The organism is Bremerella volcania (genome assembly GCF_007748115.1).
In the GTDB taxonomy this organism is placed as follows: domain Bacteria; phylum Planctomycetota; class Planctomycetia; order Pirellulales; family Pirellulaceae; genus Bremerella; species Bremerella volcania.
Map to the genome: position 1 here is coordinate 3,794,739 of NZ_CP036289.1, position 22,719 is coordinate 3,817,457.

Consider the following 22,719-nt stretch of genomic DNA (forward strand, 5'->3'; position numbering starts at 1 on the left):
GAATAATCGGTATCCCTTATCAAGGCCGAAATGTCGAGGACGCAAAGTCCTCTTCATTTCGCCTACCTTAACAGATTCGGTTGCGCAGTCTGTGCATGCAGCAGGTGTCAGGCTCATACAAGCAGTCCCATCCAGAGGAAGTAACCAATGGTTCCGATAGCGATCGGAATACCGTAAGGAAGTAGCAGCATAGTAGGCTTTCGCTCTGCTGCGATGCTCGAAAGCTGGTTTGGATCACGAATGGTCATGATCTCGTTCAGGATGATTCGAGCGTTGTTCGAGTGCTTCTTCCAGGCCTTGCGAACGGCAACCATACCGACCGCCAGAACCGCACCGACGATCGCCGAGATGCAGAAGGCATAGAAGGTGTGCGTACCGTGCATCCAAGCTCCGACGCCTGCCAGAAGCTTCACGTCGCCGGCGCCCATGCCACCGATCGAATAGGCCGGAAGCAGCAGAACCAGACCGACAACGGTGCCCAGCAAACTCCAACCCAGTCCTTCCAACCCAAACGCGCAGAAGCTGTAAACCCAGCCGCTAGCAACAAAGGGGAAGGTGATCCAATTTGGAACCTTCAATTCAAAACCGTCGATAACAGCGGCCAGAATCAAGGTAAAAGTAACGACCCAAACGGGCCAATTTTCCGCAATTGCTTCCGCCAAGCTTACAAAAAGATCCATGACTTTCTCCTCACCTCGCGCGTCTCATGCGAGGCCGACCACTAAATGCGCAAATTTAAGGGATACCACGACTTGTTTCCGGCAGCACTGCCAGCAGGCTCCGGCACAAAACAGTAGCTCATCCTGGCAGCCATGAGGCCACTAAGGTCCGTTTTTTCGCCGATTTCTGCCTGTCCGGAATAGGTTTCCACAGCGCGGTATTCATTGATCCCGCTACAACCGAACTAATCCGAAAAATGAGAAAAGCCCCGTTGGTCCCCGTGATAGGGCGCCCCGGGGCTTTCCAAGTGTTTCATGAAAAAACGCGTGAGCCGAATCGGCACACGCGTCGTTTGGTTAGGCGTCTTATACCGCACCACCAGTGGTGTTGGCAGTTTGCATGTCCGTACCGATCTTGGTGAACGTAGCGTTCGCCTGGGTACCGATCGCTTGAATAGCGGTCAGACATACGATGACGATCAGAGCCAGCATCACGGCATATTCAACCGCGGTGGGACCGTCTTCAGATACGAGAAAGTTCTGTACCTTCTGGATGAGACCTTGCATGAGAATTCTCCAACGTTGCCTAATTCGGCAAAATACTAAGGATGCTTACTACCGCTGTTCAACCATGACGATTCCATCACGTTGGTCTGCAAAAACTCGGTTGAATGCGGTCCTCTAAAGTAATGCCTCAGTCCCATACACAGCCATCAGGAAGTGGACGATGAAGTCCTTGGTCAACCCTTCGGCAGCCCGGCTACCACCATGAAGTGGTCCTTGGCTTTGCGTCCTGGCCTCGCGACCAGTTTGCCTTTGTCGGGGGACATTGGCGGCAGACCATTGCCCGCACACCAGGAAACTCGAGTCCCTAATTAGGTGTTGATGAGTTCCAGATGAGACGAGTAATGTCCGACAACGAATCCTGTTGCCATCCAGGTTGTGCAGTGCACTCCCTGAACACCTGAAACCTATGTCACGTCTCAAGAGTGTCAAACTGCGAGCTTTAGAAAATCTCAGCAAATCACACAGAATTTTCCCAAAGAGCAGGATAACCCATTGAGGAACAAGCACTTACGCACGGTGAAATGTGTCCCGCACCTACGAAAAACGCCGCTCACGTGTTCATGTGGCGGCGTTTTTAAAGCGATTTGATGCCAAGATTCGCGCTTAATGTCACGGTTCGGTCGCCGGAGCCTCATCGGCGGCGTCGCCAGACGCTTCATCCGAGGCGTCAACCTTCTCATTGAAGAGAAGTCCAAACAAAATCATGATGACAGCGGCAGCAATACATGGAATTAGCCAGATCATTTGCCAGTTCATCAAAGCACTCGCCTGTGCTGCTAGTTGGTCAGCTTGTTCAAACAGGGGTTTCGCAGCTTCAGCATCGGTCATGGCAAAAGCTTCTTTGGCAAGTTTTGCCGACTCGGCACCTAGTTCCTTAGCTTCCTGCGGTGTGTAGTAACCAACCAGCCGGTTCATTAATTGCGCGCCGATTCCTAAGCCAAGCCCCTGAGTAACCAGAACCAGGAATCCCTGAGCCTGACCACGCATCTCTTTCGTGCACTTCTTGTCGGTATAGATGAAACCCGTAACGAAGAAAAAGTCGTAGCAAATCCCATGTAGCAAGATGCCCAGAAACACCAACGCATAAATGTTTCCGTCGTCAGCGGCAGCGAAGAGACCATACCGAACAACCCAAGCCGCCATGCCGACGAATAACATCCACTTGACACCGAGTCGAGAGAAAAACAGGGGCATCAATAACATGAAGATGATTTCGGACCCTTGCCCGAACGACATGACGGATGCTGGGCTCGAGAATCCAACCTTACCCGCATAAACCGGGGCAAACGCATAGTATGCAGCGAGCGGGATACAGATCAAAAATGAACTGAGAATGAATACGAGAAAGGAACGCTCTTTCAGCAGTGAAAGGGTGTCGAGACCAGCAATCTCGCGAATCGTAACTTTCTGTCCGGCGGATGGTGGCGGCGTATGCGGTAAAGCAAAGCTGAATAAACCCAGGACGACTCCAGCAACACCGGTAATGTAAAACTGAACTTCCGAGTAGTCGGCACCAAATACAGTACCCACGGTTATATTGGCAACGATCCAGCCAATCGTCCCGAAGACACGGACGACGGGGAACTCCTTCTCCTGGTCTTCAATATTGTGGAACGCAAGCGTGTTCGTTAGCCCAAGGGTCGGCATGTAACAAAGCGTGTGCACCAACAAAGTCAGAATGAATGCGGTCGGACCATAGCTTGCCGCAGTCGGAACGAGGAACATCGCAACGGCACCTAAGAGATGCAGTACTGCGAGGACTTTCTCACTTGCAAAATAGCGGTCAGCGATGAACCCTAGGAAGAATGGAGAAAGGATCGCTGCGATCGGGGCAACGGTATAAGCCCAACCAACTTGGTCGAACATACCATGGGCCTTCATATAGTTACCAACCGTAACGTACCATGCTCCCCAAACGAAGAATTGGAGGAACATCATCACCGAGAGTCCGATGACCTTGGAATTCAGCATCAACCAGGTTCCTTGTAGCGTGATCTCACGTGGAATAGCTAAGTAACAGGCGGGATGTTGGGGCTCGATTGTAGCTCAGCTAGCAGCCTTCACAAACCAGGGGGAATGTTCTATTTCGCGCCGCCGCGATAGTTTGGGTTCGGTTGTGGCATTTTGGCGTTCATCTTCTTCTGCCAAGCCTTTAACTTCTCGCGAAGCTCGGTCGTCTTTTCCGGCATCGACTTGCTCAAGTCGTTCTGTTCGCCGGGGTCGTTGGCCAGGTTGTAGAGTTCGACCTCGTCATATTCGTAAAACTCGATCAACTTCCAATCACCATCACGAATCGAAGCCCCCGGCGTCCAGGTCGAACCATGGTAGTGGGGGTAGTGCCAATAAAGTGTACGGGCTTCCGGCGATTTCTCTCCTTTTAAAAGGTTAAGAATCGACAGCCCGTCGGCATGTAGCTTGGGCTGCAGCGGCATGCCGGCCAGTTCCAACATCGTTGGAAAGAAGTCGGTACTCACGACCGGTGCCTCCGAGACGGTTCCAGCCGTGGTCACACTGGGGGCTCGTACGATCATCGGGCTACGCACGCCTCCTTCGTACAACCAACCCTTGCCACTTCGCAGCGGTAAGTTACTCGTGGGACCAGGACCACGCAGCGTGCACAGACCACCGTTATCGGAGAAGAAACAGACGACCGTGTTGTCGTCCAGCTTCAACTGTTCGAGCTTATTGAGAATGTCCCCCACGCTCTGATCCACCGCGGCAACCATCGAGGCGTAGTCCGCATTATCCTGTCGGGCCCGCGACTGTCCGTTGTGCTCGACGATCGTAGGGGTCTTCCCCTCGAAGGTCTCCTTGGCCTTCTCTTGGAAGTGCTCCACCCGCTTTTTGTAGGGGGTGATGGGGGTGTGGACGTTGTAATAACAGAGGTAAAGCAAGAAGGGCTTTTCGGCGTCGCGCGTCTCCAGGAAATGAATCGACTCCTCGGTCAAACGCTCGGTCAGGTATTCCCCATCCTTCTTCGCTTGAAGCGTGGGATTTTTCCAAGGGGCATAATAGCCGCCAGGAGGGGAACCCTTATGATTGCCGCCGATGTTCGTATCGAACCCCTGATCAGTGGGCCAATGTCCTTCGTCGCCCAAGTGCCATTTGCCGGCGAAGAAGGTCTGATACCCCTTCCCTTTCAGCACTTCGGCGATCGTTACTTCTTCGAGAGCCAGGTCGTCGCGGTCATGGACCTGAAGAAACTTACCCGTGTTTCCATTGCCAGGGATCCAGTCGGTCACATCGACACGAACCGGGTGGCGGCCGGTCAGAATCGAGGCCCGCGTCGGCGAGCACACCGGGCATGCCGTGTATGCCTGGTTGAATTTCATCCCACTTGAGGCCAACGCATCGATATTGGGGGTCTCGTGGAAAGTGCTACCATAGCAAGACAGGTCTGCCCAGCCCAGGTCATCTACCAGAAAGAAGACAAAGTTCGGTCGCTTGGCATTGGCCGCCTGGGCAGTCGTAACCAGGCAACTTGAAACCAATAAGAAAAGCAGCAGGCAAGGGAAGATTCGAGTCGTCATGCCGTCTCATCTCCAGGTGGGGGATTCGCGATGCCAACGGGCCCAAACGTTTCAATCCGCGCAGGCCGATGTATGAGCATAATCGGAATCGAGACGAGATTCACCCAGAGCCGAGCCGGTTTTAGACAGAAGTTTCTGTGACAGGCCCTGCCTGACGTACTTCTTCACTTACTCCCGAGGCGTACTTCTGAAAATTATCGATAAATAGTGACGCCAGTTTCGAGGCCGTCGCGAAGTACTGGGCCGGATCCTGCCAAGTGCTCTTGGGGTTGAGCAACTCGCTGGGAACCCCAGGACACTCCTGAACCACGTGAAGTCCAAACACGGGATCGACCGCTGTCGACGCCCTGGCTAACTCGCCACTGTGAATGGCGTCGATAATGGCTCGGGTGTATTTCAGCTTGATCCGCGATCCAACGCCGTGCGCGCCGCCCGTCCAGCCGGTGTTGACGAGCCAGACATTCGTGTTGTGCTTCCTCAACTTGTCTGCCAGAAGCTCGGCATATTTGCCGGGATGCCACACCAGGAAGGGACCTCCGAAGCATGGGCTGAAAGTGGCTTGCGGCTCGGTAACGCCCACTTCGGTGCCGGCGATCTTGGCAGTGTAGCCCGAAATGAAGTGGTACATGGCCTGAGCCGGCGTCAGCCGGCTGACCGGCGGAAGCACGCCAAACGCGTCGCAGGTCAGGAAGATCGCATCGGACGGGTGCCCAGCGATGCACGGGATCTTGGCATTGCGAATGAATTCAATCGGATATGCCCCGCGCGTGTTCTGCGTAATGCTGGTATCGGTGAAGTCAACATGATGGTCTTCCTTGTTGTAGACCACGTTCTCCAACACGGCCCCAAAACGAAGCGCCTGGAAAATCTCAGGCTCGTTGTCCGGGGTCAGGTCGATCGCTTTGGCGTAGCACCCCCCTTCAATATTAAAGACGCCGTCGTCGCTCCAGCAATGCTCGTCATCGCCGATCAATAGCCGCTTCGGGTCGGCCGAAAGGGTCGTCTTACCGGTACCGGAAAGGCCGAACAGAATACTGCTTTGATTCGAATCTGGGTCGCAGGTCGCACTGCAATGCATCGACAACACACCCTGCTTGGGCATGTAGTAGTTCATCATCGTGAAGACCCCCTTCTTCATCTCCCCGGCATATTCCGTGCCGAGAATCACCATCTCGCGGTCTTCCAGATTGACGTCCACGCTGGTCTTCGAGGTCATCCCAGGCGTGTGGCGATTGGCCGGAAAGCGGCCAGCGTTGTAGATCACCACGTCCGGCTCGCCGAAGTTCTTCAGTTCTTCGGCCGTCGGCCGGATCAACATCGTATGCATGAACAACGCATGATAAGGGCGAGAGCAAATCACCCGGATCTTCAACCGGTACTTTGGATCCCATCCGGCGAATGCATCGATTACGTAGAGCTTTTTACGGGTATTGAGGTAGTCTTTAGCCCGTTCGAGATTGATGCGGTAGGTATAGTCTTCGATGGGAATGTTGATCGCTCCCCACCACACGTCATCCTTCGATTGTTCCGCTTCGACGACGCGTTTGTCTTTGGGGGACCGTCCCGTTTTTTCGCCACTGTAGGCAATCAATGCCCCAGAATCGGCAATGGCGGCGTCTTCCTCATCGCGGATGGCTTCTTCGTAAAGGGTCGAAGGGGCCATATTCCGGCGTACGTCTTCGACATCGATATCCAATCCTTTTAAATCGATCTTGCTCATCGCTGCACCACTTCGTCGGTAGGAAGGCCTCGCATCACATCTTGCCGTATTCTACCCCGTTTTCAAGACGACGCGACCCCGACTTAATGGGCAACAAAAAAGCGTCTCGCTCGCAGTGAGCCAGACGCTTTCACGGGTATTTCGTGTTGTCCTAACGAGATCTACGATATGACTTCGTGGATCGGTTCGGTATGCTCCACGCCGACCAGTTTCTGATCCAAGCCGCTGTAGAAATAGCTCAGGTGGTTCGGATCGAGTCCCAGTTGATTCAGGATGGTGGCATGAATTCGCTTGACGTGCAGGGGATTCTCGACGGCGGAAGCCCCTAGTTCATCGGTGGCCCCGTAAGAAACACCACCCTTGATACCGCCGCCTGCCATCCACATGGTGAACCCGTACGAGTTATGATCGCGACCGGTTCCCTTCTCATATTCGGCAGTCGGTTGACGACCGAACTCACCACCCCAGACGATCAGCGTATCGTCCAGCATCCCTTTTCGCTTGAGGTCTTTGATCAGACCCGCGATCGGCTTATCGGTACGACCGGCGTGGTAATTATGGTTCTTTTCCAGGTCGCCGTGAGCATCCCAGTTGTTGTCGTTGTGGTGACCGCCGGAATAGAGTTGAACGAAGCGAACGCCCCGTTCGACCAAGCGTCGAGCCAACAAGCAGCGACGACCGAATTCTTCCGTTTGTGGATTGTCGATGCCGTACAGCTTCTTGGTATCTTCCGATTCCGTTTCGAGATCGACCGCTTCCGGAGCATGTTCCTGCATGCGGTAAGCGAGTTCATAGCTGTGAATCCGAGCCGATAGCTCGGAATTGTCGGCTCGCGAGGCGAAGTGCTGCTGGTTAGCCTCTTTCATCGCGTCGAGAATACGACGCTGGGCTTCCCGGGTCATCCCTTCCGGCGTGGCCAGATCGATGATCGGTGCCCCCTTGCTGCGGAAGATCGTGCCTTGGTAGTTGGCCGGCATGAAGCCGCACGTCCAGTTTTTGGCACCACTGATCGGACCACCGGTCGGGTCCAACATGACCACGTACCCAGGCAGGTTTTGATTGACCGTACCCAGGCCGTAGGTAACCCACGAACCGAGGGTCGGGAAACCGCTGAGAATACGGCCGGAGTTCATCATCAACATGGCCGAGCCGTGAATCGGCGAATCAGCCTGACACGACTTCAAGAAGGCGATGTCATCCACGCACGTGGCGAGGTTCGGAAACAGGTCCGAGACCCACTGCCCCGACTGACCATACTGCTTGAAGTTCCACTTCGGTCCAACGACTCGCCCTTCGTTCTTTTCACCACCGCGTCCCTTGGTCTTGACGGGAACCGTCTTGCCATCGAGGCCGTACAGCTTGGGTTTGTAGTCGAACGTATCGATATGGCTCGGCCCGCCGTACATGAACAGGAAGATGACGTTCTTGGCCTTGCCTTCAAACATCGGCTGCTTGGCCGCCAGCGGATTATCGAACGACGAAACACCATCGGCAGCGACCGCCTGGTTGGCGAGAAACCCATCCTTGGCCAGCATGTAGGTTAGCGCCAAGCCAGGAAACTTCGCCCCGGCATTCCACAGGAACTCGCGCCGCGTGTTGCCACAATAACTTGGTTTTGGCATTTCCGAGTTCGACATGATTCACCTTCCTTCAAAATATATTTCATTCACCGAACAGTCGCCGCTTTCTAAAGAAAACAGCGTTAGTCCAGGAAGAAGAATTCGTTTAAGTTAATCAGCATCAGGCAGTACAAATCGAAAGCTCGTTGGTCATCGAGACCGTGATCTTTCTTCAAGTCGTTGATCAGCGAAATGCCAATCTTCACGTCCTGATCGTTGGCTTCGCGAGCCATCACGAAGTGGATCGCCTCGCGGATCTGATCCTCCGGAGTGGTCGCTCCGGTTTCGCGAACACGCTTGGCCAGTTCGGTCGATTGCTGGTTGGCGAAGTCGCCATTGATCATCCCCAGTGCCTGAGCCGGCTGCGTGGTGACGAAACGATCTTCACAAGGCGCATCCGTTTCAGGAAAGTCGAAACTCGACAGGATCGGCGTCAGCAATGATCGCTTAACGTGAATGTAAACGGCGCGGCGTGCCTGTTCTTCGTACGACGAATTACCCCAGCCGTCCCCTGGCTTCGACTGGCCAGCCATCACTTCCGCCGAGATCCTCGGATAGAAGCCGTGACCATACATCTTGTCGTTCAATCGACCGTTGACCAGCAGGATCGAGTCCCGCACTTCTTCGGCCGTCAGACGTCGCGAGTTGAATCGCCAGAAAAGATCGTTGGCCGGATCTTGGGCCAGTCCCTTCTCGGCTCCGGCCGAAGACATTTGATAGGCCGAGGAAAGCATCATCAGACGCTGCATGTGCTTGATGTCCCAACCACTGCGGATGAACTCCTTGGTCAGCCAGTCCAGCAGCTCTGGGTGTGTTGGTGGCGTTCCCAGTTGTCCGAAGTTACTCGACGATCGCACCAGGCCGCGACCGAACTGGTACTGCCAGATTCGATTGACCATCACGCGGGCCGTCATCAGGTTCTCTTCCGAGGCAATCCACTTGGCCAGAACCAGGCGACGTCCCGATGTCTGCTGATCGGCGGTCGGTTCGGGGATCTGCGGCTTTGCCGCTTTGAAGTATTTGGGAAAGCCTGGTTCGACCTTGTCGCCAGGAACGTGCGGGTTGCCTCGCAACATGGTCGTCGTTTCGGGAGGAGTCTTGTCGGCCTTGTTCACCGCCAGGGCAAACTCACGAGCCGGAAGATACTTCTCCTTGTCTTTGACCGCATCCCACTGGCGTTTCAGTTCGGCGTACTCCGAGGCTTCATTGGGAACGAGTTCCGCAATGCGGCCGTCCATGCGTTCGCGACGGCGGTTAGGATCACGCTGTCGCTTGACTTCCTTTTGCTCTTCTTTGGGCAGTTGCTCAATCGCCGCCGAAACGATTTCGTTCATGCGGTTCTCGACGGCTTCGCGTTCACGTCGATGATTCTCGTGAGTTGAAATAACCTCGGGCGACGAGATCTCGCGCTGACTGAACGAAACATCTCCACGATTGCCGTACGGCTTCATTCCGCGGAAGAAAGACAGGAACTCGTAGTAGTTTTCCTGGCTGATTGGATCGATCTTGTGATCGTGGCAGCGTGCGCACCCGATCGTGATCCCCAGAAACGTCTTACTGGTGGTCGAGATGATGTCGTCGTACTGGTCGTATTCATGCAGCAGCGGGTCGGCCGGTTCGTCGTCCCAAACACCCAGCTTGTAATAGCCGGTGGCAATAATCGAATCCACCGTCGGATTCTCAATCTCATCCCCGGCCAGCTGCTCGACCACGAACTGATCGTACGGCTTGTTCTCGTTGAACGAGCGAATCACGTAGTCGCGATACTTCCAAGCGTTGGGCTTCACGCCGTCACGTTCGTAGCTGTTGGTTTCTGCGAAACGCACCAGGTCAAGCCAGTGACGCCCCCACTTCTCGCCGTAATGATCGGAAGCGAGTAGCTTTTCGACCAGGTTCTTCCAGGCATCGGGGGAATCGTCTTTCTCGAACGCTTCGATTTCTTCCTTCGTGGGTGGCAGGCCAGTCAGGTTGTAATAGGCACGACGAATCAGCGTTCGCTTCGAGGCCGGCGCGTTGGGCTCGAGACCGTTTTCTTCGAGGCGAGCGAGAATGAACTGGTCGATCGGGTTCTGCACCCATCCTTCGTGCTTGGTTACCGGCAGCTTCGGATCGGAAACAGGCTCAAACGCCCAGTGACCTTGAAATTGAGCACCCTCTTGAATCCATGTTTTCAGAATCGCCAACTCTTCAGGCTTTACCCCCTCCCCTTCGGGGGGCATCCTCTCAAATTCATCGTGAGAAGTAATACGTCGAATGAGTTCGCTTTCCTCAACCTTGCCGGGAACAATCGCAATCATGCCCGAATCTGCTTCAGCAACCGCGCTATCCCGCTCATCCAAGCGGAGGCTGCTCTCTTGTTCTGCCGGGCCATGACATGCGAAACACTTCTTAGCCAGGATTGGCTTCACGTCGCGGTTGAATTTGACGGTTGGCTCTGCGGTCTCCTGGGCCTGAACCATCCCGGTGCAGACCAGCAACATCAAGCACATCAACGCAGTTGACCGGAACCGCACAACATCAATTAAGTAGAGCATATGTAGTAACTTACAGCGTAGTCGAGGTAGGATTATGCTTCGCGGAAGCGGAGGGCTTTCGGCAAGGCATCGCTAGGTTTAAGAGAAGCTTTACTCCATCATTCACTCTATTCTTCACTTTGACAGCAGGTGAATCAATGAGATTTACCGAAAACGTATTGAGAGCCTTTTCCCGGCTGCTATCGACGGCGCCAACTTGACTTACGATCAGGCTAACAATCACGCGGCAGCCGAGGTTCTCTATCTGTTTCAGCCTACTTCGAGCCGGAAAGAAATTCTTAGAAAATTTGTCCTAACAATTACCTCACGATTGCGTTTGAGAATCGTTTCGGCCCATAATGGGAATTCTGTTCAGACAACCAACCTCATCGTAGACTGAGCCCCTTTTCCATGCATCGTCGTCGCGTCATGCTCATTGTTGAGACCTCTCTCGTTTATGGACGTGAGGTCCTCCGTGGTATCAATCGTTATGTGGTCGCCAACGAGCCTTGGTCGATGTTCGTCGACCTACGTGAACTCGCTTATCGTCCACCGGCATGGTTGGAAAACTGGGACGGCGACGGCATCATCACGCGAAGCACCACCCCTGCCCTGGCTGAACAGCTAAAGGCGTGGAACATTCCCACCGTCGACCTCACCGACATTTACGGGGACCAGGGTCTCCCTCACATCGGCACCGATCACGAAGCGGTCGGGCGCATGGGCGCGGCCCACTTGCTGGAACGTGGATTCCGTCATTTCGCCTTCTGCGGATTCAGCGGGCACAACTGGTCGAGCCGTCGTTATCAAGGCTTTAAGGACGCGATCGAGAAGACCGCCGGTCCCGTCGAACTGCTGGAAGGCCCCTGGGATAGCTCTTCGGCACTGACCTGGGAACAACAACAAGCCCAACTTTGCGACTGGTTGCGTGGACTTCCTCGCCCGATCGGCATCATGGCCTGCAACGACATGCGAGGCCAGCACGTGTTGGATGCGTGCCGCCGAATCAGCGCGGCCGTTCCGGAAGAGGTCGCCGTGATCGGGGTCGATAACGACGAACTGGTTTGCGAGCTGTGCGATCCACCCCTTTCCAGCGTGATGCCCAATCCACAGCGGATCGGTTTTGAGGCAGCTGCTCTGCTCGATCGGCTGATGAAAGGGGAAGCACCAACCCAGATGAGCAAGCTGGTCGAGCCGCTGGGCATCGTGACCCGCCAGTCGACCGACGTGCTGGCCATCGAAGACCCTCTGGTCGCGTCGGCCGTGAAGTACATCCGTCAGCATGCGTGCGACGGCATCTCGGTCGTCGACGTCCTGCAGCACGTGCCGGTGTCGCGGAGCATTCTCGAGCGCCGCTTCCGCAAGTTCATCGGGCGCAGTCCTCAGGCCGAGATCCGCAACGTGCAGCTCAAACGCGTGAAACAACTGCTCCGAGAAACCGACCTCCCCCTGGAACGCATCGCCGGCCTATCCGGCTACGACCACCCAGAATACATGAGCGTCGTCTTCAAACGAGAACTAGGCCAAACGCCAGGCCAGTATCGCACGCAAAACGTGAAGGGTGCCTCGCGCCGGTTCCGGTAAACCAAGCCTTGGCCACTCGCATTATTGGCCCTGGTCGACTATTTTCTTGGGGTTCACCTACCCCCATGATGGGACCAGCATGAGTAACACACCGGAAGCGTTCATCCAGCGGTGGAAAGATTCCGCCGGAGCGGAACTTGCCAACAGCCAACTATTTCTGACCGAGCTCTGCGATCTGCTCGACGTGCCGCATCCGGACGGCACTGTCGCCGACAACGACCTGAACGTCTACACGTTCGAGAAGACCGTCGAGTTCAACAACGGCGACGGCACCACCAGTTACGGCCGCGTCGATCTATACCGCAAAGCGTGCTTCGTCCTCGAATCGAAGCAGGGAACCGAACGCAAAGCAGTGGAACAGGCCGAGGCCTTGGCCACCGTTACCAAGCAGAAGAAGCTGAAGACCGGCACCGCCCAGCGGGGAACGGCTCATTGGCACGAAGCCATGACCAAGGCCCGCAAACAGGCCGAAGGATACGCCAAGGCCCTGCCGGAGTGGCCTCCCTTCCTGATCGTGGCCGACGTGGGGCACTGCTTCGATCTGTACGCCGATTTCAGCGGCACCGGCAAACTGTACCAGCCCTTTCCCGATCCCAAGAACTTCCGCATTCCCCTGGCCGACCTGGCCCAGGCAGAAGTTCGCGAGAAGTTCCGCGCTATCTGGTTAGATCCCCACTCGCTCGACGTCAGCAAGCAAACGGCCAAGGTAACGCGGGAACTTGCCTCGCGGCTGGCCAAGTTGGCCAAGAGCCTGGAAGAGCAGACCGACGACCAGGGCAAGAAGCGTTATCCCCCTGAAGACGTCGCCCACTTTCTGATGCGGTGCCTGTTCACGATGTTTGCCGAAGACGTGAACCTGATCCCGCTTCGCTCGTTCACGCAGCTGCTGGAATCGCTCCGCGAGCAGCCGGAAGGGTTCGCCCACGTGGTCGAGGCGTTGTGGAAGGACATGGACTCCGGGTCTCCCTTTTCCCCCATCCTGCGCACGCAGATCAAGCAGTTCAACGGCGGACTGTTCGAAAGCCAACAGGCCCTGCCGCTCAATCGCGATCAGTTGGAACTGCTGATCGAAGCGGCCCATGCCCAGTGGCAAGACGTCGAACCGGCTATCTTTGGTACGCTTCTGGAACGGGCCCTCGATCCGCACGAGCGGCACAAGCTCGGAGCTCACTATACGCCGCGGGCCTATGTCGAGCGGCTGGTCATGCCGACCATCATGGAGCCGCTGCGCGAGCAGTGGGACGAAACGTACGCCGCCGCCGCGCAGCTGCGGACCGAAGGGAAGTCGAAGGAAGCGATCGAGCAGATTCGCGACTTTCACGAGCAGCTGTGCGAAACGCGCGTCCTCGACCCGGCCTGTGGCAGCGGCAATTTTCTGTACGTCGCGCTCGAGCTGATGAAGCGGCTGGAAGGGGAAGTCCTCAACGCACTGCGGGAATTTGGCGATAGCCAGCTGCCGCTGCTCACCATCGATCCGCACCAGTTTTTAGGGATCGAGGTCAACCCCCGGGCAGCGGCCATTACCGACCTGGTGCTGTGGATCGGGTACCTGCAGTGGCACTTCCGCACCCGCCCCGACGACCACCTGAACGAGCCGATCATCCGCAAGTTCCACAACATCGAATGCCGCGACGCCGTCCTGGCGTGGGACCGCGTCGAACCGGTCACCGACGGCGACGGCAACCCGGTCACCCGCTGGGACGGCCGCACCACCAAACCCCACCCGGTCACCGGCGAAGAAGTCCCCGACGAAACGGCCCGTGTGCAGGAACTGCGGTACGTGAACCCTCGCAAAGCGGAATGGCCCGAGGCGGAGTATGTGGTGGGGAATCCTCCGTTTATTGGTCCGGCGATGATGCGATCCGCATTGGGAAGCGGTTACACGGAAGCGATTCGCAGAACTCATAAGGAACTTCCCGAGTCTTGCGACTTTGTAATGTACTGGTGGCATAATGCGGCAGAGCTAACGCGACACGAAAAAGTTCGACGGTTTGGATTCATCGCAACGAATAGCTTGCGGCAAACGTTTAATCGTCGCGTAGTCGCGCCACATCTAGAAGCATCAAATCCGCTCTCAATTGCATTCGCAATTCCTGATCACCCTTGGGTCGACAGCGCCGATGGTGCAGCCGTTAGGATATCCATGACTGTTGGTATACCTGGCGTGTCTCCTGGACGTCTTTGGCGAGTGCTTGAAGAAAAAGATATTGGCCAGTTGGAGAAGGATGTCCAATTTAAGTCAGACGAGGGTCCGATATGGTCCAATCTCCATATTGGTGTTGACATCGCAAGTGTACGAGGTTTATCAGGGAACTCAAATCTAAGTAACCGCGGTGTTTGTCTTTTTGGATCAGGATTTATTGTAACGAGCGAACAAGCTCGTAAATTAGGTCTAAATTCAGACCCTAAATTCGAGAAATGGATTCGCGAGTACAGAAATGGTCGTGACCTAACACAACGTCCCAGAGACGTCATGGTGATTGACCTATATCCATTAGCACTTGAGCAAGTCAAAGTTGAACTACCAGAAGTTTTCCAATGGATTGTCAATCATGTCAAACCCGAGCGTGATCAAAACCGAGACAAGGCTATTCGTGAAAACTGGTGGCTACATGGTCGCCCCAGGCCTGAGTTGCGTGAAGCATTAAGGGGGCTTACGCGATACATTGTTACTCCTGAAACCACCAAACATCGATTGTTTTCTTTCCTTGATCATTCCACCTCTCCAGATAATGCACTTGTAGTAATTGCAAGCGAAGATGCTCTCACGCTTGGTTTACTATCGAGTTGGATCCATGTTGTGTGGGCTCTTGCTGTAGGTGGTCGCCTAGGAGTAGGCAACGATCCTCGATACAACAAGACACGATGCTTCGAAACCTTCCCCTTCCCCCTCCCCACCGAAGACCAAAAACAACGCATCCGCACTCTAGCCGAACAACTCGACGCCCATCGCAAACGGCAGCAGGAACTGCATTCTGATCTGACGATGACCGGGATGTATAACGTGCTGGAGAAGCTGCGCAGTGGTGAGACGCTGACTGCCAAGGAGCAGAAGATTCATGAGCAGGGGTTGGTTTCGGTCTTGAAGCAGATTCACGACGATCTGGACGCGGCCGTCTTCGAGGCCTACGGGTGGCCGGCCGATTTGAGTGACGAAGAGATTCTCGAGCGGCTGGTCGCGTTGAATCACGAGCGAGCCGAGGAGGAAGCCCGGGGGATTGTGCGTTGGCTGCGGCCTGAATTCCAGAACCCCGGCGGAACCTCGCAGACGCAGTTGGCCGCCGAAACCGCGACCGAAGCGAAGCCGAAGAAAGCCGCCCAGGCAGCCAAGACCAAGAAGGAACCCTGGCCCAAGAAGCTGCCAGAGCAGATGCGGGTGCTGCGACGGGCGCTGCACGATCAGAGCTCCCCTTGCCTGGCCGAAGACCTGGCCAAAGGGTTCACCCGGGCCCCGAAAAAGCTGGTCGGCGAACTCTTGGAAACGCTGGTCGAAGTGGGCCAGGCCCGCGTAACCGACGACGGCCGCTTCGCGGTTTAGCTGCCCTGGCGCGCCCCAAGATCGCCTGCCTCGGCTTGCGTCTGAGCGATAATCGCTGAATCGAACTCGGCTTTTTGCATGCGCGAACCTTTACCTCTGGAACCTGTCTCATTTAGCAGCGCTGAAAAGAAACGACTTGGCAATCAACCCTCAGGCCGGTTGCCGCGGGTTCGTACCCCGCCAGTGTCCATGACCGATCGACTGCCAGCTTGGATTACATCTTTTTGGGTAAGAAAGCTATCTGAGCAACTCCTTCGTCGATAGGTCTTTTCTCTTGGGAAGCGGCATCCCTGCCGTAAGTTCGCTGGCAAATCGCGCGTGGAAATCGTCGACTCCGCCGACCATCTCTTTGATTGAGCACGGCTGCGGGATTGATTACGATTAGCTTGTGTCCTGCCTACCACTCCTCATGCGAGCGAAATCATGCCGAAATTTTTGACTGCTCTTTGCTTGGCCTTTCTCGTTTCGACAACCTTGGCCGCCGCCGATAAGCCTGGCAAATGGGCCGAAACGCCTGATCCCAAGTTGCCCAACGTGTTGATCCTGGGAGACTCCATTTCGATCGGCTATACGCTGCAAGTGCGGGATCTTCTCAAAGGTCAGGCCAACGTCTTTCGCCCCCATACGGCCGACGGAAACAAGCCGGAGAATTGCGGCGGGACGACCAAAGGAGTTGAATCGATCGATCGTTGGCTGGGTGATCGCAAGTGGGACGTGATCCACTTTAACTGGGGACTGCACGACTTGAAGCACGTCACCGAGCCAGGCGGGAACACGGTTTCCAACAACCCGAAAGATCCCGTCCAGGCAACGGTCGATCAGTACGCGGCAAACCTCGAAAAGATTGTCCAGCGGCTGGACAAGAGTGGCGCGAAATTGATCTTTGCCACGACAACACCCGTGGTGCCCGATACGAGCGGACCTCTTCGCGAGACCGATTCGCCGCCGAAATACAACGCGGCGGCTCTCAAGATCATGAAAGAACACGGCGTGGCGGTGAACGACTTGTTCGCTTTCTGCGAACCCCAGATCGAGAAACTTCAGCGTCCCAAAAACGTGCACTTCACCGACGCTGGTTCGCAGGCCCTGGCCGAGCAAGTCGCCAAGGCAATTCAATCGGCACTCCAGTCGAACCGTGGGAACTAGCCCCGGAAACTAGCGAGCAAGCCTCAAAGGCAGTCCCGTGAATTGGTGACGCGAACACTCTTTTCCGTCACAATTCCACGCCGAGGCATCGAACACTGATCGAATACGTTTACTTTTTAAGCTGACGAAAAATCAGATGGACCGGCGATCGGTCACCATTTTGCAGCACAACGTTGAGTCCTCGTTTCCCTTCGATTTCTCCGATGTGCGTACGGTCGCCGTTTTGAAGGGCGTAGACGGTAATGTAGTAACGGCGTTCCTTTTGGATTTCGTAGTCCGCGCCGACCGCGAAGGGGATGTCCGTTGCCTTGCCGGTTTCGTGCTGGAAATCGGCAAGAACCTTCTCGTCGATCAGCTTGGCGGACACATCGGCCAGCAGCGGATCGAACTCGAAGAGTTTCACCTCGATCGTTTGACCTTCTTCCAGGGTTGATGAATCAGGAATCGTGATCGTCCCTTGCACGATCCCTTCTTCGATTGATTGGCCGTTGACTGTCTTGACGCCTTTACGGCTGATCTTCACAAGTCGATACCCAAAGCCAGGGCCAGCCATACGGGTCGACGCCACAACGTACTTCAAATCTCCATCATCTTGCAGTTTCGGCTGGAACATCACCAGGTTCGGTCCGTCTGCCAAGCCGACAAGAACCAAATCTTTGCTGAAGTCGATCTCCGGCACCGCTTCATCCGCGCGCCATGCTTTCCAAAGCTTGGCAAAGGTTTTGGCGTCGGTGATAAAGCCTGATTTCGGAGCGAGTTTTTCCAGGGAAGCATCAGCGATTTTCCCTTTCGCTAATTCGGTAGGTTCCGCAGCGAAGGCAATACTGGCAGACAAAGTGGCTAGGACAACGGCAAGCAGGTATCGTGCAAGCATGAGAGGCTCCGAAACTGTTCTCAATAAGTCGTGTGCTATGTAGGACGAACGTGCCGGCCCGGCGGATTTTCGACACCACCATTATCTCTCGAAGTCCATATTGAAATCCATGATTATCTCTCAGGAATATGCCCTGATCTGCTGAGGCCTCGCAGGTTTTTACATTCGGCATGACGGGATGATCCGAGTTATGGTAGAAAAGTAGCTTCCTGAATCGTCGAGTTCTTTGGTTTTATCCATGCATATTGATTTTCAGCAGCAATTCTTTGCTGAGATGGGCCCCCGGCACCAGTTTCAGTTTTTATACGATGCGATCCCGGACGTCTTCTTCTTCACCAAAGACCGGGAAAGCCGCATGGTCTGGGCCAACCGACAACTGATTAAGAGGCTTGGCGCACGAAGCGAAGAGGACGTCATCGGCGCTTACGATTCCAAGTTCTTCCCGATGGAGATTGCCAAGAAGTACCGCGCCGACGACTGCTTCGTGATGGAAACGAGTCAACCGATCAACAACCGGGTCGAGGTCTTCTACAACGAGACCAAGATCCTCGACTGGCACATTACCAGTAAGATTCCTCTGTTCAACGCCGATGGCAGCCAGGTCATTGGCGTGGCCGGCGTCATGCGTAGCTACAAAGCAGGTAAGCGCTGGGCGGCCCCTGCTTCGGAAATTGAAGAAATCGTGGAATACATGCGAACGCCGGAAGGCTCGCTGGCCACGGTCGAGGAACTAGCGCAGAGAGCCCATCTCTCGTCGCGGCAACTCAATCGCAAATTCCAAGCGGTGTTCGGAATGAGCGTCCGCGATTTCAAGATCCGCACCCGGCTCAATTCGGCGGCAGAAGATTTGACCAAGACCGAGCTTTCGGTCTGTCAGATTGCGGTCGACCACGACTTCTCGGATCAAAGCACGTTTAGTCGGCTATTCCGTAAGCACATGGGGATGACCCCTTTGGAATATCGGCGAAGCTATCGCATTCAAATGGTCGTCGGCTCCGACCACCAAGAGTAAATTGCCTGTCTATTTCAGCTTAATGCCCCAGATGCCGTTGCGCTTTTGATTTCGCGGAATGGGGCCATTCATCTTCATCAGCTGTTTCCCTTCGTCGGTGATCCCTACGTCTTTGTAGGTCCCTCCGTGAGCCTGCGCGATGGCGGCGAACTTGTCGCGATCCTGCTTCTTGACCTGCATGCCCATGGTGTGAATGGTAATCCCCTTGAGGGACGTATTCGCGAGTTCAATATCCGCTTTGTCGGTGAATGCCCCGTCTCCGAGGATGTAAATCAAGTCAGGCTTCAGATTGAGAGCCAGCGTGATCGCATCTCGGCCATCGGTTCGCCAGCACATCTGAACGGTGCTCAGCCAGTCTCGGACAAGCTTTTTGTTCTTGTCGTTGGCGTTTACCATTTCCATGGCTGGCGTGGGATAAAACAACGGGTACGCCGTATCGCTATAGAAGACGATGTAGAACTTTTGTTTGGCCGACAGCGAGTCGATTGCCTTGTCGAGTTCGACCAGGGCGGTCTCCATACGGCCCGAGGTCATACTGGCCGAGTTATCGACCACAAAGCAGATGCGTTGCCCCTCGGCTTTGGTGCCGAAGAACTTTGCCATCTTGCCAACTTCAGCTCCCATGCCATCCAGATCTGCCATGAGCCCGTTCGGGTCCATTCCAGCGAAGTCTGCCGGCTTGGATGGCATCAGTGATTCTACCGAGATCGATTCGCTCATCATGGCGGCATCCGGCGTCAGCGCCGTCAGTTCGAATGACTCCGACAACATATCGGGAGCCTCCATCTCGACTTCCATTTCTGGCTCGATCTCAGGCTCGAACTCGACGACCATCTCTTCGAGTTCTTCGAGAGGCTCGTCACTGGCCGCCAGTAGATTGAGCGTCTCTGGCAGTGGCGGAGGGTTGATCGTCGCGACCACCAACGCTGTCAGGCCGAGGAAGTGAAACAACAAACTGACCAGCCAGGCAGGCATGCTCCACAGAGCGGCTAACTTCCACCAATTGCGTTTGGGCGCAGTTTCTTCGCCGGTAGCATCCGAGGCATCTGCAACGTCAGCGGACTGAGGTTGAGCTTGTTGGATTGGTCGACGTGGGTGGGCCTGAGGCGAGGCCGTTGAATGTTCGGACATACTAAATCACTCCAGCACGCCATAAGGCGGGCCGTGGGCAGTCTGATTTCAAGCAGGAAGAGAATTGCGCGACTAGCTACCTCTGTACGTCTTAAGTTCGCTGAAACTGACGTGGATTATTCCAGAAAACGACAAAACCTTAGGGATATCGTTGTGATCGCTTCCGTAAAGCGGGAAACCCAAAACACAGTCCCAAAATATGGGTTCACTTCTCTTTCTCTTGTTCCTCTAAACGCTCCATCTTTGTTCCTAAGTAGCTGGAACCGGTTGGCGTCCCGGCTGGTTCGCCAATGAGCGTCATGCTTCCGTCATTCCATTTCCAGGCGAGTCCTTTCATGCGCTTATCATCCGGCTGGACGACAACCAGTCGATCTCCTTGCCACTGATAGACGCCATTAAAAACCGAGCCGCCTGACGTTAGAAGAAAGCGATCTTCTTCCAGGTGAGTCACCGTTACCGTTCGGACGAATCCCTTTGGCAGCGTCGCTTCCCAGGCCCCACTCAGCTGAGACGGGAAGACATGACGGTTGCCATATCGGCCTGCCAGGAAGACGGCCACAAGCAGCGTTAGGAAGAGGAGCGAGCGGATACTGAATCGCAACCAAGATGTCTTTCGAGGTGGCTCGTTTTCAAATTCTTCCATCGATCCAACTCCCAGGGAATCACCTCTCCCCCTTGTTGTAGCACTCGCCGGAACTCATTTCACGCAATCTCACCCAAAAAACCTTTAGTGGAAACGCTGAGAGGGATCGGTTTTCACGGCGAAATGAGAAACTGCTTGCTAAACGCGGAACCTACCCATCAACGCTTGAAGTTCGTTGGCAATCCAACACAAGTCCTGGCCGATTGCCTCGGCACCACTGGTTGGTATCTAGCCGGCTCCTTTCCCTTGACCCTTCTGCAAGGTGGTATAATCTGTTCTAATCGAGGTACTTTTTGACTTGAGCGTTGACCGCTTGAGCGATAGATTGCATCTATCTTCTTTTTCATATCTTATTCAGCAAAAACACTTTCCATCGGAGGTGAGCCATGTCGCACCCTTCTCAAGACCGGCGTGCCGCGTTTACTCTTGTCGAACTATTAGTCGTGATCGCGATCATCGGTGTTCTGATTGCCTTACTGCTGCCGGCCGTACAGCAGGCACGAGAGGCGGCTCGGCGAATGAGTTGCTCGAACAACTTGAAGAATCTCGCATTAGGTATTCACAACTACCACGATATCTTTGGCACTTTCCCGCCTGGGTTTATTGACGCCGATTTCAATCCGCCCAACTTTGCGACCACCGGCGGTCAAGACGGCGGGTACTCGTGGCAAACGCTGATCCTTCCCATGATCGAGCAGTCGGCCCTCCACGATCAATTCGACTTCAAATATCACGTTTATGGATCGACCGGCGGAAGTCACGGGGGCAGTGTGCCATCGAATCACAATGCCGTTTCCACTCCGCTGGATATCTTCTCGTGTCCGTCTGACGTCAAACCTGAAACAACGACCTCGCAGCCCGATTCTTCGACGGTGGGCTACCACGCCAATATCGCCACCAGCAGCTATGCCGGCAGCCGTGGGAGCTACGAACGAAGCGCCACTCCGGGATCGGAACTTCAACACCACAGAACCGTCTGCAATGGGATTCTCTTTGAAAATTCGGCGATTTCTTTCCGAGACATCGAAGATGGTGCATCCAACACGCTGATGCTGGGTGAGATTCGCTGGCGCAGCAACAATGTCGGCTCAAAGAACAACGTTCTCTACGGGTCGGTTGCTTCCGGGGGACAAGCGCGAGCAGACTACATCAATGGTGACGAGTCAGTAGATCAATCAGCCGGGCCCTTCCGGCACATTCGCTCGACTCGCACGGCGATCAATGCTCGTATCACCAATGCGGATAAGTACGGCCGAGCATTCGCAAGTTACCACCCAGGTGGCGCCATGTTCGCGATGAGTGACGCCTCGGTTCGTTTCATCAGCGAGGTGATCAATCACCCAGGCTACACGTGGGACGCGAATAACCCGTACGGCACCGGCGATCAAAGCAACTTTGGAACCTATCAGCGACTTGGGGCTCGCAACGACAGCTTGGTCTTGAGCAATTTCTAACGGTCGTGTTTGCTAACGGAACGTCGCTCCTCGCTGAGAGTTTTCGCATTATGAGAATCAACCTGACGGTATTTTTTTATCTGGCGGCGCCGCTGATCATCGCCAGCGCGGCCGGTTGTAGTGGCAACGCTGCGGGTCTTCATCTTGTTCCCGCCAAGGGAACGATCACCTTGGATGGAACACCTTTGGCGGGCGCCGATGTTGAGTTCACGCCGGAGAATGTCAAAGTCAATGAAGATGGCCTCGGAGGATCGAGCGGCTTCGCCAACACCGACGACTCCGGCCATTTCGAGATGTACACGGCCTCGTATGCTGGCGTTCAGCCGGGAGAATACCGCGTTCGTATCAATAAGATCTCGCAGCCAGAGATCACCAACCCCGAAGCTCGTGTGCCCAAGGGCAAGGAGATGGTCCCTCCCCAGTACAACACCCAGAGTGACCTGATCGTAGAAATTGACGACGACGGTAACACCGACCTCAACTTTGAATTGAAGTCACCATGACCTTTTGCGCTACGAGTTCGGCATGACTTGATGAAGTTGTTTTGAAAAACGGGTTAACAACTCGCTCCGCCGAGCGGCAACAATTTGCTGGGCATTCTCGCAACTTGTTGCTATTTCTAAATCTAGACAAGTTCGCCGGTCGGATGCTGGGCGAACTTTAGCATTCGAGTCGTGTCTTTTGAAATTGCCAATCAGGCAACGATCAATACATTGTTCCGCAGTTACC

Annotated in this window: 16 protein-coding genes and 1 riboswitch; of the genes, 6 read left to right on the plus strand and 10 right to left on the minus strand. The window is 55.0% G+C overall.

Translation table 11 applies throughout. The features are described 5' to 3' along the window. Window positions 1–113: 113 nt before the first annotated feature. The 7 genes from Pan97_RS15095 to Pan97_RS15125 form a co-directional block, all read right to left on the minus strand. Entirely contained in the window at window positions 114–680 is a 567-nt protein-coding gene (locus Pan97_RS15095; protein ID WP_144973911.1) for an A24 family peptidase, read from the minus strand. Window positions 681–1,025: 345 nt separating this feature from the next. After that, window positions 1,026–1,226: a Flp family type IVb pilin gene (locus tag Pan97_RS15100; RefSeq protein ID WP_105359717.1), complete on the minus strand. Its 201-nt coding sequence runs from the start codon at window positions 1,224–1,226 to the stop codon at window positions 1,026–1,028. A gap of 180 nt (window positions 1,227–1,406) precedes the next feature. Next, window positions 1,407–1,484, minus strand: a riboswitch (cyclic di-GMP riboswitch). A 351-nt stretch (window positions 1,485–1,835) separates the two neighbouring features. Continuing rightward, the gene (locus Pan97_RS15105) at window positions 1,836–3,197 is read right to left on the minus strand and encodes a nucleoside permease (protein WP_144973913.1); all 1,362 of its coding nucleotides are present in this window, start codon (window positions 3,195–3,197) and stop codon (window positions 1,836–1,838) included. A gap of 110 nt (window positions 3,198–3,307) precedes the next feature. Beyond that, complete coding sequence (locus Pan97_RS15110) at window positions 3,308–4,756, minus strand: sulfatase (RefSeq protein WP_144973915.1); 1,449 nt, start codon at window positions 4,754–4,756, stop codon at window positions 3,308–3,310. 121 nt (window positions 4,757–4,877) lie between these two features. Next, window positions 4,878–6,476, minus strand: coding sequence for a phosphoenolpyruvate carboxykinase (ATP) (pckA, locus tag Pan97_RS15115; protein ID WP_144973917.1), 1,599 nt, complete (start codon window positions 6,474–6,476; stop codon window positions 4,878–4,880). A gap of 161 nt (window positions 6,477–6,637) precedes the next feature. Next, window positions 6,638–8,113 (minus strand): DUF1501 domain-containing protein, encoded by a 1,476-nt coding sequence (locus Pan97_RS15120; protein ID WP_144973919.1) that lies wholly within the window; start codon window positions 8,111–8,113, stop codon window positions 6,638–6,640. A gap of 65 nt (window positions 8,114–8,178) precedes the next feature. Further along, on the minus strand, window positions 8,179–10,575 hold the full coding sequence (locus Pan97_RS15125; RefSeq protein WP_241676307.1) for a PSD1 and planctomycete cytochrome C domain-containing protein: 2,397 nt from the start codon (window positions 10,573–10,575) through the stop codon (window positions 8,179–8,181). 444 nt (window positions 10,576–11,019) lie between these two features. On the opposite strand from Pan97_RS15125, the gene Pan97_RS15130 reads away from it, so the two are divergent. The 3 genes from Pan97_RS15130 (at window position 11,020) to Pan97_RS15140 (ending at window position 16,876) form a co-directional block, all read left to right on the plus strand. Further along, complete coding sequence (locus tag Pan97_RS15130) at window positions 11,020–12,192, plus strand: XylR family transcriptional regulator (RefSeq protein ID WP_144973923.1); 1,173 nt, start codon at window positions 11,020–11,022, stop codon at window positions 12,190–12,192. Between the two features lie 79 nt (window positions 12,193–12,271). Further along, a complete protein-coding gene (locus Pan97_RS15135) occupies window positions 12,272–15,730 on the plus strand; it encodes a class I SAM-dependent DNA methyltransferase (RefSeq protein WP_144973925.1) in 3,459 nt (1,152 codons plus the stop codon). 423 nt (window positions 15,731–16,153) lie between these two features. Then, window positions 16,154–16,876, plus strand: coding sequence for an SGNH/GDSL hydrolase family protein (locus Pan97_RS15140; RefSeq protein WP_144973927.1), 723 nt, complete (start codon window positions 16,154–16,156; stop codon window positions 16,874–16,876). A gap of 109 nt (window positions 16,877–16,985) precedes the next feature. Here Pan97_RS15140 and Pan97_RS15145 read toward each other — a convergent pair whose 3' ends face one another. Further along, window positions 16,986–17,750 carry a hypothetical protein gene (locus tag Pan97_RS15145; protein WP_144973929.1) on the minus strand — a complete coding sequence of 255 codons (765 nt, stop codon included), beginning with the start codon at window positions 17,748–17,750 and terminating at the stop codon, window positions 16,986–16,988. Window positions 17,751–17,988: 238 nt separating this feature from the next. Between Pan97_RS15145 and Pan97_RS15150 the strand changes: the two genes are divergently transcribed. Next, a complete protein-coding gene (locus Pan97_RS15150) occupies window positions 17,989–18,762 on the plus strand; it encodes a helix-turn-helix domain-containing protein (RefSeq protein ID WP_144973932.1) in 774 nt (257 codons plus the stop codon). Between the two features lie 9 nt (window positions 18,763–18,771). Here the strand turns inward: Pan97_RS15150 and Pan97_RS15155 are convergent, their stop codons facing one another. Further along, window positions 18,772–19,893: a vWA domain-containing protein gene (locus Pan97_RS15155; RefSeq protein WP_144973934.1), complete on the minus strand. Its 1,122-nt coding sequence runs from the start codon at window positions 19,891–19,893 to the stop codon at window positions 18,772–18,774. 205 nt (window positions 19,894–20,098) lie between these two features. Further along, on the minus strand, window positions 20,099–20,536 hold the full coding sequence (locus Pan97_RS15160; RefSeq protein ID WP_144973935.1) for a hypothetical protein: 438 nt from the start codon (window positions 20,534–20,536) through the stop codon (window positions 20,099–20,101). A gap of 386 nt (window positions 20,537–20,922) precedes the next feature. On the opposite strand from Pan97_RS15160, the gene Pan97_RS15165 reads away from it, so the two are divergent. Continuing rightward, on the plus strand, window positions 20,923–21,990 hold the full coding sequence (locus Pan97_RS15165) for a DUF1559 domain-containing protein (RefSeq protein ID WP_144978440.1): 1,068 nt from the start codon (window positions 20,923–20,925) through the stop codon (window positions 21,988–21,990). A gap of 50 nt (window positions 21,991–22,040) precedes the next feature. Beyond that, the gene (locus tag Pan97_RS15170) at window positions 22,041–22,493 is read left to right on the plus strand and encodes a carboxypeptidase-like regulatory domain-containing protein (protein WP_144973937.1); all 453 of its coding nucleotides are present in this window, start codon (window positions 22,041–22,043) and stop codon (window positions 22,491–22,493) included. The last annotated feature ends 226 nt before the right edge of the window (window positions 22,494–22,719 follow it).

Bases quoted from the DNA above. Each gene is read 5' to 3' on its own strand.
- Pan97_RS15095 (WP_144973911.1), bottom strand. From the start codon at position 680: ATGGATCTTTTTGTAAGCTTGGCGGAAGCAATTGCGGAAAATTGGCCC.
- Pan97_RS15100 (WP_105359717.1), bottom strand. From the start codon at position 1,226: ATGCAAGGTCTCATCCAGAAGGTACAGAACTTTCTCGTATCTGAAGAC.
- Pan97_RS15105 (WP_144973913.1), bottom strand. From the start codon at position 3,197: ATGCTGAATTCCAAGGTCATCGGACTCTCGGTGATGATGTTCCTCCAA.
- Pan97_RS15110 (WP_144973915.1), bottom strand. From the start codon at position 4,756: ATGACGACTCGAATCTTCCCTTGCCTGCTGCTTTTCTTATTGGTTTCA.
- pckA (WP_144973917.1), bottom strand. From the start codon at position 6,476: ATGAGCAAGATCGATTTAAAAGGATTGGATATCGATGTCGAAGACGTA.
- Pan97_RS15120 (WP_144973919.1), bottom strand. From the start codon at position 8,113: ATGTCGAACTCGGAAATGCCAAAACCAAGTTATTGTGGCAACACGCGG.
- Pan97_RS15125 (WP_241676307.1), bottom strand. From the start codon at position 10,575: ATGTTGCTGGTCTGCACCGGGATGGTTCAGGCCCAGGAGACCGCAGAG.
- Pan97_RS15130 (WP_144973923.1), top strand. From the start codon at position 11,020: ATGCATCGTCGTCGCGTCATGCTCATTGTTGAGACCTCTCTCGTTTAT.
- Pan97_RS15135 (WP_144973925.1), top strand. From the start codon at position 12,272: ATGAGTAACACACCGGAAGCGTTCATCCAGCGGTGGAAAGATTCCGCC.
- Pan97_RS15140 (WP_144973927.1), top strand. From the start codon at position 16,154: ATGCCGAAATTTTTGACTGCTCTTTGCTTGGCCTTTCTCGTTTCGACA.
- Pan97_RS15145 (WP_144973929.1), bottom strand. From the start codon at position 17,750: ATGCTTGCACGATACCTGCTTGCCGTTGTCCTAGCCACTTTGTCTGCC.
- Pan97_RS15150 (WP_144973932.1), top strand. From the start codon at position 17,989: ATGCATATTGATTTTCAGCAGCAATTCTTTGCTGAGATGGGCCCCCGG.
- Pan97_RS15155 (WP_144973934.1), bottom strand. From the start codon at position 19,893: ATGTCCGAACATTCAACGGCCTCGCCTCAGGCCCACCCACGTCGACCA.
- Pan97_RS15160 (WP_144973935.1), bottom strand. From the start codon at position 20,536: ATGGAAGAATTTGAAAACGAGCCACCTCGAAAGACATCTTGGTTGCGA.
- Pan97_RS15165 (WP_144978440.1), top strand. From the start codon at position 20,923: ATGTCGCACCCTTCTCAAGACCGGCGTGCCGCGTTTACTCTTGTCGAA.
- Pan97_RS15170 (WP_144973937.1), top strand. From the start codon at position 22,041: ATGAGAATCAACCTGACGGTATTTTTTTATCTGGCGGCGCCGCTGATC.